This is a genomic window from Pantoea sp. nfd-35 (assembly GCF_056892255.1).
The window spans coordinates 537,341-552,308 of sequence record NZ_CP122403.1 but is presented as its reverse complement, the minus strand read 5'-3'; the positions used below and the strand labels follow the sequence as shown (position 1 = coordinate 552,308).

The following is a 14,968-nucleotide window of genomic DNA, read 5'->3' as shown; positions in this document are numbered from 1 at the left end:
TGGATTACTCTTCAGAATCCCCAGCATCTGAGTCATCAGCGGATTCGTTAGCAAAATCTTCGCGGCGCTCACGACGCTCGTCTTTCGCTTTAACCATCGGTGATGCTTCAGTTACCGCGTTTTTAACGCGCATAACCATGCTACGGATAACGGCGTCGTTGAAGCGGAAGTTCGTTTCCAGCTCGTCGATCACTTCCTGCGGCGCTTCTACGTTCAGCAGAACATAGTGTGCTTTGTGCAGTTTGTTGATCGGGTAAGCCAGCTGACGACGGCCCCAGTCTTCCAGACGGTGGATCGTGCCTTCTGCACCAGTGATAGCACCAGTGTAACGCTCGATCATGCCCGGAACCTGTTCGCTCTGGTCAGGATGAACCATAAATACGATTTCGTAATGACGCATCGAAATTGCTCCTTACGGATTATTCAGCCTCCTGTCAGGGTCAGCTGCGGCCCACGGAAGCAAGGAACGTTATAGGTCGTGGGTCACCGTAATGACACACACCTCTGAATGCAGCTGAAAAATTGACGCGTAATCATACTGGCGGCAACGCACAAACTCAAGCGGGGATTTCATTTAAATTGTCGGGAGACGCCCGCTTTCCGCCCTTGTGTGCGGAAAGCGGGAATGCAGAGGCAAACAGAGGCTGAAACGGAAGGCGCTGTCGTTTATGGGCTAGAGTTGGCGCTTAAAAAAGCTGACCAGCGCCGTCAGGCCCGACGGCGTAATTTTGTGTCCGATATGCTTTTCGGACAACGAAACAAGATGGGCATCCAGCCTCTGCTCGTGCAGAGCCCGTTCCAGCCGCTGGGTTTCTGCGAAAGGGACGACCTCATCGGCCTCACCGTGCCATAGCAGGAGGGGGCGGTCCGCGAGATTATGTAGCCGGGCAGCGGGATCGTAATCCGCCAGCGGCGCCATCCGTTTTGTGAACTGTGCCTGCTGTTCCGGGCCCGTTACCGTGACAGGCGGGAACAGCGTGTGGCTGAGTTGCATAAAATAGCCGGACCCCATCATGCAGGCGACGCTGTGAATATGCGCATAGCGCGCCATCACCCCTAACGCCGTCATTCCGCCCATTGAGGCCCCGGCGACGGCAAGACGGTCGCCGGCAATCAGGTCATCAGCGCGTAACGCGGCCTCTATCAACGGGAATTCATCAATGTTTTGTTTGAGGATGTCCCAAAAATGGCTAAACCGCGCGTCGGCATCGCCGTTATAGCGTGCGCCATGCATATCGGCGTCGGGCATCAGGGTACGAAACCCCGCCTGGGCCAGGGCCACCGCAAAGTAGGCATAAACCTCTTTGGACGAGGTAAAGCCATGATAAAACACGACCGTTGGCAGCCGCTGCTGGCGCTGGCCTGCGGGTGCTGCATGCAAACATTCAATACCTGCCAGCCTTTCCGTGGTGAGTTCAATCATATTTTCTCCTGAAGCAGGGGCGGCCTTTAGCGCCTCGCCAACGACGATAACCTGGGTAATGGTTTACAACATTACAATAGTAATAATTTCTAAACTAAATATTTCCGCTGCGCTGCCGTTGTTAATGCATATTTGACAAGAAAACAAAGGTAATCTATGAAACGTTTCTCTCTTAGCAGAACGAGCCTTGGAGTGAAGCTATGCGTCATCACTTCCTTCAGCGTAGGCGTTTTGTTATTGGCGTTAACCCTTATCCAAAGCCAGAATGCTTCACGCCAGTTGGAAAGTCTTGCCGTCGATGACATGGTTAATCAGGTGCAGGGCATCACCGAGATGGCATCCATGTTTAATGCGACGCTGACGCAGGAAGTCGGCAACTATACTCAGCTCTTCGTCAGCTTTTTACCTAAACGCTTCAGCCGCGATGAAACCGCACGTGTTCAGGTCGGCGAATTTTCCACACCGACCCTGCGTGCCGGCCTTAAAACCCTTAACCTCGATCAGATCGCCGTCGATGATTTTACGGATCGCACCTCGGCTGTCGCGACGATTTTTGTCCGCGATGGTGATAATTTTATCCGTATTTCCACGTCCCTGAAGAAACAGGATGGCAGCCGGGCGATCGGTACCCAACTTGATCCTGCCAGCGCCGCCTGGAAAAGCGTCATGAAGGGGGAAACCTTCCGGGGCCTGGCCACCTTATTCGATCACCGTTACATCACGCAGTATCAACCGATTAAAGACGACAGCGGTGCCGTCATCGCGATTCTGTTTGTCGGCGTCCAGATCGATAAGCAGTACGGCCTGATGCGCGAAAAAGTGCTGGCTCGCCGCCTGGGCGACAGCGGGCATTTCTATGTGCTCAATGGCTCGCCGGGCGCGGCGCAGGGACAATATCTGTTTGATAAACAAAATGAAGGCAAGCGTCCAGACTGGCAGGATAGCGTCATGAAGCAGATGCTGGCGCAGCCCGAGGGTGTTCAGCAAGTCGAAATCGACGGTGAAACGAAGATGCTCGCCTGGCAACAGCTGCCCGGCTGGAACTGGATTGTGGTCGGTGAAGTTAATCGTGACAGCCTGCTGGCTCCGGTTATTCACAGCCGAAATCTGTTTCTTATCACCGGCCTGATTCTGGTGTTGCTGTTTGCCCCCTGCTTTGTCTGGTACAGCCGCCGCGCCATCACGCGACCGTTACAACAGGTTATTCACTTAGCTGAGCAGTATGCCGCCGGCAATTTGCTGGAGCATCTGGACACCACGCGTCATGACGAAGTGGGTCAGTTGATTAACGCCATTAACGGCATCGGCGAGGGGCTGGAGAAGATTGTTGCCCAGGTTCGCCGCGCCGCGCAGGAGATCAGTGACGGCACAGATACCATTGCAGCCAGCAGCCACAACATCAGTGAGCAGATTGGCCGCCAGGCCAGCAGCGTTGAAGAAACCTCTGCCAGCATGGAGCAGTTTGGTGCGACCGTTGAGCACACCGCCGATAGCCTGCGTCAGGCCATGTCGCTGGTCGCGGAGGCTAGCGGTATCGTGAGTAATGGCAACCAGACGGTGACGCGCTCGGTCAGCACGATGTCGGCCATTAACGTGTCTTCGCAGAGCATTGCCGAAATTACCCACGTTATCGAGTCCATCGCGTTCCAGACCAATATTTTGGCCCTGAATGCCGCTGTCGAAGCCGCGCGTGCAGGTGAGCACGGTCGTGGATTTGCCGTAGTGGCAGCCGAAGTGCGTGCGCTGGCACAGCGTTCGGCACAGGCGGCAAAAGAGATCGATACGCTGATCGCGACCTCGATACGTCACGTTGCGGAGGGACATACACTGTCGGAGCAAACCCGTGACGCGATGAGCGATATCGTGACGCACATTGAGCAGGTTCAGGCATTAATGGGTGAGATTAACGTTGCCGCACAACAGCAGACGGCGGGCATTGGTCAGGTCAATCTGGCGATGAACCAGATAAGCCAGGCTACCCATCAAAACAGTGAACTGGTTGCACAGGCAGAAAACACGGCCCAGAGTCTGAGCGACAAGGGGCATCATTTGACGCAGCTGGTCAGTGTTTTCTCGATCAAATCGTGAAGATAACGGGCGGGTAGCTTACACTTATCCACTTAACCTGACGGCGAGAAATCTGCTATGCGTTACGCTCTGTTACTGACGTTAAGTTTGTTGTTAAGTGGCTGCTCGCTGTTCCAGGTGACGCCAAAGGCCCCGCCCGCGCCAACAGGTCACGCGCAGTCTATTACCCGTGCCCAGAGTGGCGGTTTACCGAAGCTGGGCACCATTAGCGCCAGCGTAAGAGGCTCGCCTGACGACGCGCAGCGTGCCATTGCTGCGCGCGCGAATCAGGCCGGTGCCGTTTATTATCAGATTTTGATGGTCGACGAAACGGTTACCCCCGGGATCTGGTACACAACTGCCATCCTGTATGGCGCCTCACCTGCCGCTGGCGCGCGCCAGTAAGCGGTCGGTCAGTGGCCCCTCGATTTTGCGCGTGCCGCGCGGGTCGAGCCACTGACTGCACCATGCATCCGCCACTAACGGCTCGGCGTGCTTCAACAACTGTGCCGCCGTCGCCAGTTGCAGCAGCCTGTCGGTAAGTTCACGGGCCTGCGACTCATCCATTTTGCTCAGGTGCAGAGCCAGCTGTCGCCAGCTGCGATCGAAATGGCGGTTACAGCCTTTAACGGCGTCAAACTCCTGCCTGAGCATGTCCAGCGTGCCGCTCTGGCGGCCCACCACTCTTAATACGTCAAGGCACATCACGTTGCCCGATCCTTCCCAGATACTGTTAACCGGAATATCACGATAGAGGCGAGGCAGTTCGCTGTCTTCGCAATAGCCCACGCCGCCCAGTATCTCCATGGCCTCAGCGATAAAGGGGGCGCCTGCTTTACAGATCACATATTTCGCCGCCGGGGTGAATAACCGGGCGAAGGCGGCTTCATGGACGTTGGCGGGAGAAGACCAGGCACGAGCCAGGCGTAGCAGCAGTGCCGTTTGCCCTTCTAACTGCAAGGCCTGACGCGCCAGCACCTGACGCATGATCGGTTGATCCACCAGAGTTTTGCCCATGACCTGACGCTGATGTGCGTGGTACAGCGCAACGGAAAACGCCCGGCGCATTTGGCCGTGGCTGCCCAGCGCGCAGTCAAGACGCGTCATGCCCGCCATTTTCAGGATCAGACGAACGCCTTCGCCCTCTTCGCCCAGCAGCCAGCCGGTCGCCTCCCTGAACTCCACCTCACTGCTGGCGTTGGATCGGTTACCGAGCTTGTCTTTTAACCGCTCAATGACGATGGCATTTCGTGAACCGTCCGGCAGCAGCCGTGGCAGAAAGAAGCAGCTGAGCCCCTGCTGCGTTTGCGCAAGAATCACATGCGCATCGCTTTGCGGCACAGAGAAAAACCATTTATGCCCGACGATACGATAGGCTTCACCGCTTCCGCGCCTGTCCAGGGGCTCTGCGCGCGTCGTGTTGGTCAGCACATCGCTGCCGCCCTGCTTTTCAGTCATGCCCATGCCAATCAGCAGACCGCGCTTCTGATCGCCCGGAACCGCATGCGTGTCGTAACGATCGCTGAGTAAGGGTTCAAGCCAGGACTCAAACCGGGCAGGCAAATAACGCTGTAGTAAAGGGATTGCCGCGTGGGTCATGGTCACCGGACAGAGCGTTCCGGCCTCAACCTGAGCATGCAAGATAAAGCGTGCCGCACGGGCCACGCTGGCATTTGGCTGTACGTCAGGCTGCCAGCTGAGGTTATGCAGACGGCTGGCGCAAAGGCCCTGCATCAGTACATGCCAGGCTGGATGAAAGCGGACGTCATCCAGCCTGACGCCGCGTGCATCATAACGGTGGAGTTCAGGCAGACTGGCATTGGCGAGCCTGCCCAGCTCCAGCGATTCTGCACTGCCCAACTGCCTGCCGACTGACGCCAGCCACTCGCTGTCCCAGCCCCCGCCTTCACGCTGCAGTGCGTCACACAGCGGAACATCAGACAGAAACAGATTGCTGTGACTGAGGGGAAAAGGTTGATTGAAAACGGTGTGAGTTGTCCAGGTCATAACGGCTCCTCGCGGATATCACTCACTCAGTATGTAAGGTGAGCCACCATTATGACCGGACAGAAAGACTAAATTGCGGCAGCGATCACGCGTTACGCTGACGGACCGCTTCAAACAGGCAGACGCCAGTGGCCACTGACACATTGAGGGACGAAACGCTGCCTGCCATAGGGATACTGATTAGCTCATCGCAGTGCTCACGCGTCAGGCGACGCATCCCTTCACCTTCAGCCCCCATGACAAGCGCCATCGGCCCGGTCATCTTGCTTTGGTATACAGTATGGTCGGCTTCGCCAGCGGTGCCGACGACCCAGATGTTATATTCCTGCAGCAGGCGCAAGGTGCGTGCCAGATTGGTTACCCTGATGAGGGGAACGTTTTCTGCCGCACCACTGGCAACCTTTTTCGCCGTCGCGTTCAGCGGTGCGGAGCGATCTTTGGGGACGATCACGGCATGGGCGCCTGCGGCATCGGCGCTACGTAAGCAGGCACCGAGGTTGTGGGGATCGGTAACGCCATCGAGCACCAGCAGGAATGGCTTTTCCAGGCTCTGCAGCAGATCCGGCAGATCGCCTTCCTGATACTGGCGGCCCGGCTTCACACGCGCCACGATCCCCTGATGTACGCCGCCTTCCACCTGGCTGTCCAGCCATTTACGATCGGCCAGTTGAATCACGATCCCTTGAGCTTCTAACGCGGTCACCAGCGGTTGCAGGCGACGATCGTCGCGGCCTTTGAGAATAAAGACTTCCTGGAAACGCTGAGGATCGCGTTCCAGGAGCGCCTGCACGGCATGGATACCAAAAATAATTTCGCTCATCAATCTGCTCAGTGGTTGGAAATGAATGGATAACAGCCCCTGCATGCACGCACGCAGGGGCTGATGTGCGCATCAGGCCGGCTTCGCCTTCTTCGCGGCACGCTTAGCCTTGGTGGCGGCGGCGATTTTACGGGTTTTCTCGGAAACTTTTTTACTTTTTTTCTCAGTCTTTGCTGCAGCAGGCTGACTGCTGCTGTTGCGGAAGGCTGAATCCGGCTCGAAATTCGTTTTGCGACCGGCCTGGCGGCGATGCTTCGTCGGTGCCTTAGCGTTCCGCTTCGCCTTATCCCGTTCCGTTTTGCCTTCGCCACGTACCTGGCGCTTGCTGGAAACCAGCGCAAAGTCGATTTTACGCTCGTCCATATGGACCGCTTCGACCCGCACTTCAACGGTATCGCCCAGGCGATAGGTACGACCGCCAGATTCGCCAATCAGTCGCTGCCCTACCGGATCGAAACGATAGTAGTCGTTGTCCAGCGTAGAGACATGAACCAGCCCGTCGATAAAGAGATCGCTCAGGCGCACAAAGAAGCCGAATCCGGTCACGCTGGAGATCACGCCGTTAAAGACGTTGCCTACCTGATCCTGCATAAAGTCACACTTCAGCCAGTCTGCCACATCGCGAGTGGCCTCATCGGCACGGCGCTCTGTCATGGAGCAGTGCTGGCCCAGCTGCAGCATCTGTTGCATATCGTAATGGTAGCCGCCGGTAGCCGTGGTCAGGCCTTTTACTTCGCCCTGCTCTTTTGCCAGCAGATACTTGATGGCGCGATGCAGTAACAAATCCGGATAGCGGCGGATTGGCGAAGTGAAGTGCGCATAAGAGGCCAGCGCCAGGCCAAAGTGGCCCCGGTTTTCCGGATCGTACACCGCCTGTTTCATGGAACGCAGCAGCATGGTTTGCAGCATTTCCGCGTCGGGGCGATCGGCAACCTGATCCAGTAGCGCGGCGTAATCGATCGGCTGCGGTTTGTTACCGCCCGGTAAGCTCAGACCCAACTCATTCAATACCGTGCGGAAGCTTTTGATACTGTCATCGCTGGGACGATCGTGATCGCGGAACAGTGCCGGTTCCTGATGCTTCTCGACGAAACGCGCGGAGGCAATGTTTGCCAGAATCATGCACTCTTCAATCAGCTTGTGAGCATCATTGCGTGAGGTGCGCTCGACACGTTCAATTCGACGTTCCGCGTTGAAGATAAATTTCGCTTCTTCGGTTTCAAATGAGATGCCGCCGCGCTCTTCACGGGCCGTTTCCAGCACCTGATACATGTTGTGCAGTTCCTGCAGGTCTTTCACCAGCGGCGCATATTGCTCACGCAGTTCCGGATTGCCCTGCAGAATATTCCAGACTTTGTTATAGGTCAGACGTGCATGGGAGTTCATCACGGCTTCATAATGCTTAAAGCCGGTGAGCTTACCTTTTGACGACACGGTCATTTCGCACACCATACACAGGCGATCGACCTGTGGATTCAGCGAACACAAGCCGTTCGACAGCACTTCCGGCAGCATCGGCACCACCTGCGAAGGGAAATAGACCGAGGTACCGCGCTGCTGCGCTTCGTTGTCAAGCGGTGTGCCGGGACGAACATAGTAACTGACGTCTGCAATCGCGACCCACAGCCGCCAGCCGCCGCCGCGTTTTTTCTCGCAGTAAACCGCATCATCGAAGTCGCGCGCATCTTCACCATCAATAGTGACCAATGGCAGATCGCGAAGGTCAACACGGCCTTTTTTTGCCGACTCCGGGACCTCTTCATTCAGTTTGCCCACCTGAGCCTCAACTTCTGGCGGCCAGCTGTGCGGAATTTCATGCGTGCGCAGCGCCATATCGACCGCCAGGCTGGTGCCCATGTCATCGCCCAGAATCTCTGCGATTTTGCCGATCGCCTTCGAACGACGCGTCGGGCGCTGCAACAGCTCAACCACCACCACGGAGCCCATTCGGGCATTCATGGTTTCGTCAGGGCCAATCAGGATGTCGAAGCTCAGACGGCTGTCATCAGGCACCACAAATCCCACGCCCGCGTCCGTAAAGTAGCGGCCGACGATTTGATTGTTACGCGGTTCCTGTACCCGCACCACACGGGCTTCACGGCGGCCTTTGCGATCCGCACCCAGTGGCTGGGCCAGAATCACGTCGCCGTGCATGCAGAATTTCATCTGTTCCGCAGACAGGTAGAGATCGTCTTTTTGTCCTTCTGCGCGCAGAAAGCCATAGCCATCACGGTGGCCAATGACTTTTCCACGGAGCAGATCGAGACGTTCTGGCAAGGCATAACACTGGCGGCGGGTAAAAACTAACTGACCGTCACGCTCCATCGCACGTAAACGACGGCGCAAGGCTTCGAGGTGTTCTTCTTCCTGCAGGTTCATCTCTTGTGCCAGCTCTTCACGGCTGGCCGGTTTTTCTCGTTTTTCTAATAACGCCAGAATAAATTCACGGCTTGGAATAGGGTTTTCGTACTTTTCAGCTTCTCTGTCCAGAAAAGGATCTTTTGACATTACGGTTCCTCCGATGTCATTTAATATTCATTGCCACCGGCGGTTCGGACAATATAATTTCATATAAAGGTGTATTACCTTCTACTAAGTCTGCCAGCGTGTAGCCATCCAGCTCCTGTAAAAACAGCTGCACGGCGTCATGTAAGGCCTTTTTAAGGCGGCAGGCGGGCGCGATAGAGCAGTTCGAGCAATCCACTAACTGTAGTGGCTCCATTTTGCGTACCACTTCACCTATCACGATGTCCCTGGCGCTCATGCCCAGGCGGATGCCACCATTTTTACCACGAATGGCGGAGACGAATCCTGCACGACTAAGCTGATTGATAATTTTGACCATATGATTACGCGATACGCCATAGGTATCGGTGACTTCAGTGATATTGGTCAGCCTGCCTTCCGGCAAGGTGGCCATGTAAATCAGCGCCCGCAGGCCGTAATCGGTAAAACTTGTTAGCTGCACAGTGACCTCAGTCAATCATCCGGTGGCACGTCTATGCTCGCCCGTCCTGCTCTTTATTTCAATGTTGAACTGGCTCTTTCGTATTGAGCTACGATGATAAACCAGACTGTTGACGACTGTGTATTTTTTCAGCCAGTGAAGGGTTTGACAAGCGAAGGGGCGTTTAGTGGCATCAAATTACATAAAAAACAAAGGCCGGACAATGTCCGGCCACAGGATGATTATGCGTTGAAGGGATCGCGCAGAATCATCGTCTCGCTACGGTCTGGACCCGTTGAAATAATATCAATTGGCACACCGGTCACTTCTTCTACACGTTTAATGTAGTCACGCGCGGCCTGGGGCAGGCCTTCCAGCGTTTTCACGCCAAAGGTTGTCTCGCTCCAGCCCGGCAGGGTTTCGTAGATCGGCTCAATGCCTTCCCAGTTTTCCGCTGCCAGCGGCGTGGTGGTGACTTCGCTGCCATCAGGCATGCGGTAAGCCACACAAATTTTCACTTCTTTCAGACCATCCAGCACGTCCAGCTTGGTCATGCAGAAACCGGAGAGCGAGTTAATCTGCACGGCACGACGTACAGCGACCGCATCCAGCCAGCCAGTACGGCGGCGACGGCCTGTTGTGGCGCCAAACTCATTGCCCTGCTTGCACAGGAACTCACCGGTTTCGTCGAATAACTCGGTCGGGAACGGGCCTGCACCGACACGCGTGGAGTAAGCTTTAACGATACCCAGGACGTAATCCACAAAGCGTGGACCAATACCTGACCCCGTCGCCACGCCACCGGCAGTGGTATTTGAGGAGGTCACATAGGGATAAGTACCGTGGTCAATATCCAGCAGCGTGCCCTGGGCACCTTCGAACATGATCAGATCGCCACGCTTACGCGCCACGTCTAACAGTTCAGAAACGTCAACAACCATGCTGGTGAGGATGTCGGCAACCGCCATCACATCGCTCAGCACTTTGTCGTAGTCAACGGCTTCTTCTTTGTAGTAATGCACCAGCTGGAAGTTATACAGGTCGATCACTTCTTTCAGCTTGGCTGCAAAGGTTTCTTTGTTAAACAGGTCGCTGACGCGCAGTGCACGGCGGGCTACTTTGTCTTCATAAGCAGGACCGATACCGCGACCTGTGGTACCAATGGCTTTTGCACCACGCGCTTTCTCGCGCGCCATATCCATTGCCACATGGTATTGCAGGATCAACGGGCAGGCTTCAGAAATCAGCAGACGTTCGCGTACCGGAATTCCACGCTCTTCCAGGCCTTTCATCTCTTTCATCAGAGCTTCAGGAGAAAGCACCACGCCATTACCAATGATGCTGGTAACGTTGTCACGCAGAATGCCAGAAGGGATTAAGTGGAGGACGGTTTTTTCACCGTTGATGACAAGTGTATGGCCCGCATTGTGGCCGCCTTGATAACGCACAACGTAATTAGCGCGCTCAGTCAGAAGGTCTACAATCTTACCTTTACCTTCGTCACCCCATTGGGTGCCCAGTACGACGACGTTCTTACCCATTTCTCAAAATCACCGATTGCTTAAAAAAGGATTCTACCATCTGATTTTTCGGTTTTCAGCACTTTTAGCATACGATTGCGCGCTTTTTTGCCTGAGTTTTGATCACTACAACATCCAGGGGTAAAATCGAGGCTGAGATACCATTCAGACGGCGAGGCTGAACGCATCAGAGTTCGCCATGCAGACGCAACATACAGTAAATCACCATTCCTGCCACCACCAATCCCCCGCCAAATCGATGTAACAGGCGATCGGGCAATTGTGTCATGCTCAAAATCACACGTCGCCACAGACGTGGCATAAACATTGGCCCCAGGCCTTCCAGCACCAGAACCAACGCCAGTGCCATCCAGATATTCACGTTCATACTGCATCCAAAAAAAAGGCCGACAACATTGTCGGCCTGTTAGTTATATCAGTTCTTAGCGCGTGGCGTTAGAAGGCGCCTTCATATAGCGGAAGAAGTCGCTATCCGGGCTCAGCACCATGACGTCCTGATTTTCATTGAAGCTGTTTTCATACGCGCGCAGGCTGCGGATAAAGGCATAGAAATCCGGATCCTGGCTGAATGCGTTGGCAAACAGTTTCGCCGCTTCTGCATCACCATCACCGCGGGTAATCAATGCCTCACGCTGTGCTTCTGCCAGCGTACGGGTGACCTGGTAATCGGCCTGGGCGCGCAGTTTTTCGGCCTCTTCCTGACCCTGCGAACGCTGACTACGTGCAACGGCTTCACGTTCTGCGCGCATACGGTTGAAGATCGCATCCGACACTTCCGTCGGCAGGTTGATCTGTTTGATGCGCACATCTACAACCTGAATCCCTAACGCCGCCATACTGTTTGGATTAGGCGCAGGTTCGCTGCTGTTGGTTTCACGCTCAACCCGCGCGGCTGCACTGGCGATAGCATCATCCGCAGCAGGCGTGGCAACTTCATCGTCACCGCCCGCCGTACCTGTGTTCAATGCATCGCGCACGTCGGTGGTTAAACGGCCTCGTGAATCGGTCACGATGTCTTTAACGTCAAGACGTCCCATCTCTGAACGTAAACGGTCACTGAATTTACGTTTCAGCAGGACTTCAGCCTGAGAAACATCCCCGCCACCGGTCGCCAGGTAGTAACGACTGAAATCGCTGATGCGCCACTTGATGTAAGAGTCCACGATCAGGTCTTTCTTCTCTTTGGTTACAAAGCGATCGGCCTGGTTGTCCATGGTCTGGATACGTGCATCCAGCATCTTAACCGTTTCGATAAACGGAATTTTAAAATGAAGACCCGGCGCAAATACCTGCGGTTTGTTTTCGCTATCGCGTAACACTTTACCAAAGCGCAGAACGATACCGCGCTCGCCTTCCTGAACCACGAACAGCGACGCATAAAAGGCCACCAACGCGATAATGATTAGTACAATTACTGGCTTACGCATTGATTACTCTCTCCCTTCGCGCTGGGTATCGTTGCGCAGAGCATTGGCTCGACGCTGATCCATGATGCTGTCTGGACTGTATGACGACGTGTCATTGCGGCTGGCACTGCGATCGGAAAGCGAGGGCAATGTTGAGCTGCTTTTTTGTCCACTCTTCGCGGATGAAGACTCGCCGCCACGCATCAGTTGATCGAGAGGCAGGACCATCAGATTGTTACCGCGATCGTTCACCAGCACTTTACGTGTATGGCTCAGCACGCGTTCCATGGTCTCGATATACAGACGCTCTTTGGTGATTTCCGGCGCGGCTTTGTACTCAGGCAACAGCTTGGCAAAACGCGCGACTTCACCCTGTGCTTCCAGAACCGTACGCTCTTTATAGGCACGCGCTTCTTCCAGCACACGCTGTGCACGACCGTTAGCACGCGGCTGAACTTCGTTGGCATAGGCTTCGGCTTCACGTACGTACTGCTCACGGTTTTCACGTGCGGCAATCGCATCGTCAAACGCCGACTTCACTTCTTCTGGTGGACGTGCCGCCTGGAAGTTCACGTCGAGAACCGTAATGCCCATATTGTAAGGACGAATGGTTTCGTCGATTTCACGCTGGGTTTCGCTACGCACGACCGTACGACCTTCGGTCAGAATACGATCCATGGTAGAGCGACCAATGACGCCACGCAGGGCGCTGTCGGTTGCCTGACGCAGGCTGTCGTCGGCGCTGGTCACCGCGAATAAATAGCGCTCAGGATCGGTAACGCGATACTGCACGTTCATTTCAACGCGCACGACGTTTTCATCAGAGGTCAGCATCACACCTGATGCCGCCAGTTCGCGAACGGCTTCGACGTTGACCGCACGCACCTGATCGATAAAGGTCGGTTTCCAGTTCAGGCCCGGCTCCACCAGGTGGCTGAACTTACCAAAGCGAGTGACTACGCCCCGCTCGGCTTCTTTTATCGTGTAAAATCCGCTCGCGGCCCAGATGACGACGGCGGCTACGGCGACGATACCAAAGATTTTGCCACTACCACCGGAACTGCGCTGACCGTTATCACCTTTTTTGCCACCACCGAATCCGCCGAGCTTTTTGCTCAGTTTACGGAAGATATCATCCAGATCAGGAGGCCCAGATTCCTTACCTCCCTTATTTCCCCCAGAGTTGCCGCCTTGATTATTGCTGCTTCCCCACGGGTCGCGGTCCTGTCCGTTATTTCCGGGCTGATTCCACGCCATGTCATTACTCCATTTATAGTTTTAGCGGCTTACCCGTTGTATTCCGTATTGTCGCTACGCTGGCTACGCTCATTGCCCTGACCCTTTGCAAAGTCACTGTCAGAGAGCAAACCCCCAACGCCGCACGACAACATAAAATCCTCAGAGTAAGTTCGATTTGGCAATATCAAACAATATAACTGGTCAGCGACGGCTCCTGCTTGCACAAGCGGCGCCAGTCAATCACGGGCATACGCACATGCAACCCTACACAGCCGTCTTCTTCGTTCCACTCTTTTTCAATCGCCTGCAACTGATAGAAGCGGCTGCGTAAGCGACCCGCCTCCGGCGGCAGACGTAAATCATACTGCGCAATTTCACCGGACAACCGCTCGGAAAGCGCCTGCCACAATAAAGGAATGCCGACGCCGGACTGTGCAGAGAGCCACACGCGGACCGGCATATTTTCTTCATCACGGTCGATGCGCGGCTCAAAACCGTCCAGCATGTCGATCTTATTCATGATCAGTAACGTGGGGATTTCATCAGCGTCGATTTCCTCCAACACCTCATTAACCGCGCCGATATTTTCATTAACCCGGACATCGGCGGCATCGATCACGTGCATCAGCAGCGTGGCCTGACGCGTCTCTTGCAGGGTAGCTTTGAAGGCGGCAACCAGATCGTGCGGCAGGTGGCGAATGAAGCCAACGGTATCGGCCAACACCACTTCGCCCACATCAGCGACGTTTAGCCGACGCAGCGTGGGGTCCAGCGTCGCAAACAGCTGGTCCGCGGCATAGACATTGGCAGACGTAATGGCGTTAAAGAGAGTAGATTTACCGGCGTTGGTGTAGCCCACCAGTGAAACAGTCGGGACGTCCGCTTTGGCACGCGCCTGGCGGCCCTGCTCGCGCTGTTTTTCAACACGTTCAAGACGCGACAAAATCTGGCTAATGCGCCCGCGAAGTAAACGGCGGTCAGTTTCTAACTGGGTTTCACCCGGACCACGCAGGCCAATCCCGCCCTTCTGGCGTTCAAGGTGCGTCCAGCCACGTACCAGACGTGTTGCAAGGTGACGCAACTGCGCCAGCTCAACCTGCAATTTACCTTCGTGGGTACGTGCGCGTTGGGCAAAAATATCAAGAATCAAGCCAGTGCGGTCGATAACACGGCACTCGCACAGGCGCTCAAGATTACGTTCCTGAGCGGGCGTTAAAGCATGATCGAAAAGAACGACCGATGCTCCACTTGTTTTTACCGCATCGGCAATTTCAACGGCCTTTCCTTCACCGACAAAATACTTTGGGTGTGGCGCTTTACGACTGCCGGTGACAACCTGCAGTGCTTCAACGCCAGCAGAAGACACCAGGGTTTCGAATTCCTGTAAATCTTCCAGCTCTTTGTCTTGGGAGAACCAGATGTGTACCAGTACGGCCTGCTCACCGGCATCATAACGGTCAAACAAGCTATAACCTCGCTTATATAAAAAGACCAGGATGGAAAACCTGACGCTTTCCG

Annotated in this window: 13 protein-coding genes; 2 read left to right on the top strand and 11 right to left on the bottom strand. The window is 55.1% G+C overall.

Translation table 11 applies throughout. The annotated features are described in order from the left end of the window. Positions 1-4: 4 nt before the first annotated feature. Together rpsF and yjfP are read right to left on the bottom strand one after the other, a co-directional pair. Entirely contained in the window at positions 5-400 is a 396-nt protein-coding gene (gene rpsF / locus P9J57_RS02640) for a 30S ribosomal protein S6 (protein ID WP_013027391.1), read from the bottom strand. A 273-nt stretch (positions 401-673) separates the two neighbouring features. Next, positions 674-1,423, bottom strand: coding sequence for an esterase (gene yjfP, locus P9J57_RS02635; protein WP_014594719.1), 750 nt, complete (start codon positions 1,421-1,423; stop codon positions 674-676). 156 nt (positions 1,424-1,579) lie between these two features. Between yjfP and P9J57_RS02630 the strand changes: the two genes are divergently transcribed. Both P9J57_RS02630 and bsmA read left to right on the top strand, forming a co-directional pair. Then, positions 1,580-3,511 (top strand): methyl-accepting chemotaxis protein, encoded by a 1,932-nt coding sequence (locus tag P9J57_RS02630; RefSeq protein ID WP_013027393.1) that lies wholly within the window; start codon positions 1,580-1,582, stop codon positions 3,509-3,511. A gap of 57 nt (positions 3,512-3,568) precedes the next feature. Further along, positions 3,569-3,895, top strand: coding sequence for a biofilm peroxide resistance protein BsmA (gene bsmA, locus P9J57_RS02625; RefSeq protein ID WP_014594721.1), 327 nt, complete (start codon positions 3,569-3,571; stop codon positions 3,893-3,895). Here the strand turns inward: bsmA and P9J57_RS02620 are convergent. The 9 genes from P9J57_RS02620 to hflX all read right to left on the bottom strand — a co-directional run bounded on the left by P9J57_RS02620 (position 3,869) and on the right by hflX (position 14,915). Next, positions 3,869-5,497: an isovaleryl-CoA dehydrogenase gene (locus P9J57_RS02620; protein ID WP_210448469.1), complete on the bottom strand. Its 1,629-nt coding sequence runs from the start codon at positions 5,495-5,497 to the stop codon at positions 3,869-3,871. The two genes, bsmA and P9J57_RS02620, sit on opposite strands and share 27 nt — an antisense overlap. A gap of 85 nt (positions 5,498-5,582) precedes the next feature. Next, positions 5,583-6,317, bottom strand: a complete 735-nt coding sequence (rlmB, locus tag P9J57_RS02615; RefSeq protein ID WP_014604900.1) for a 23S rRNA (guanosine(2251)-2'-O)-methyltransferase RlmB — start codon at positions 6,315-6,317, stop codon at positions 5,583-5,585. A gap of 72 nt (positions 6,318-6,389) precedes the next feature. Then, entirely contained in the window at positions 6,390-8,825 is a 2,436-nt protein-coding gene (gene rnr / locus P9J57_RS02610) for a ribonuclease R (RefSeq protein WP_013027397.1), read from the bottom strand. Positions 8,826-8,841: 16 nt separating this feature from the next. Further along, positions 8,842-9,285 carry a nitric oxide-sensing transcriptional repressor NsrR gene (gene nsrR, locus P9J57_RS02605; protein ID WP_014604899.1) on the bottom strand — a complete coding sequence of 148 codons (444 nt, stop codon included), beginning with the start codon at positions 9,283-9,285 and terminating at the stop codon, positions 8,842-8,844. Between the two features lie 221 nt (positions 9,286-9,506). Continuing rightward, positions 9,507-10,805: an adenylosuccinate synthase gene (locus P9J57_RS02600; protein WP_013027399.1), complete on the bottom strand. Its 1,299-nt coding sequence runs from the start codon at positions 10,803-10,805 to the stop codon at positions 9,507-9,509. Between the two features lie 166 nt (positions 10,806-10,971). Continuing rightward, a complete protein-coding gene (locus P9J57_RS02595; RefSeq protein ID WP_013027400.1) occupies positions 10,972-11,172 on the bottom strand; it encodes a DUF2065 domain-containing protein in 201 nt (66 codons plus the stop codon). Positions 11,173-11,227: 55 nt separating this feature from the next. Further along, positions 11,228-12,232 (bottom strand): protease modulator HflC, encoded by a 1,005-nt coding sequence (gene hflC, locus P9J57_RS02590; RefSeq protein WP_013027401.1) that lies wholly within the window; start codon positions 12,230-12,232, stop codon positions 11,228-11,230. A gap of 3 nt (positions 12,233-12,235) precedes the next feature. Continuing rightward, the gene (gene hflK / locus P9J57_RS02585; RefSeq protein WP_013027402.1) at positions 12,236-13,468 is read right to left on the bottom strand and encodes an FtsH protease activity modulator HflK; all 1,233 of its coding nucleotides are present in this window, start codon (positions 13,466-13,468) and stop codon (positions 12,236-12,238) included. A gap of 166 nt (positions 13,469-13,634) precedes the next feature. Then, the gene (hflX, locus tag P9J57_RS02580; protein ID WP_013027403.1) at positions 13,635-14,915 is read right to left on the bottom strand and encodes a ribosome rescue GTPase HflX; all 1,281 of its coding nucleotides are present in this window, start codon (positions 14,913-14,915) and stop codon (positions 13,635-13,637) included. Positions 14,916-14,968 lie beyond the last annotated feature (53 nt).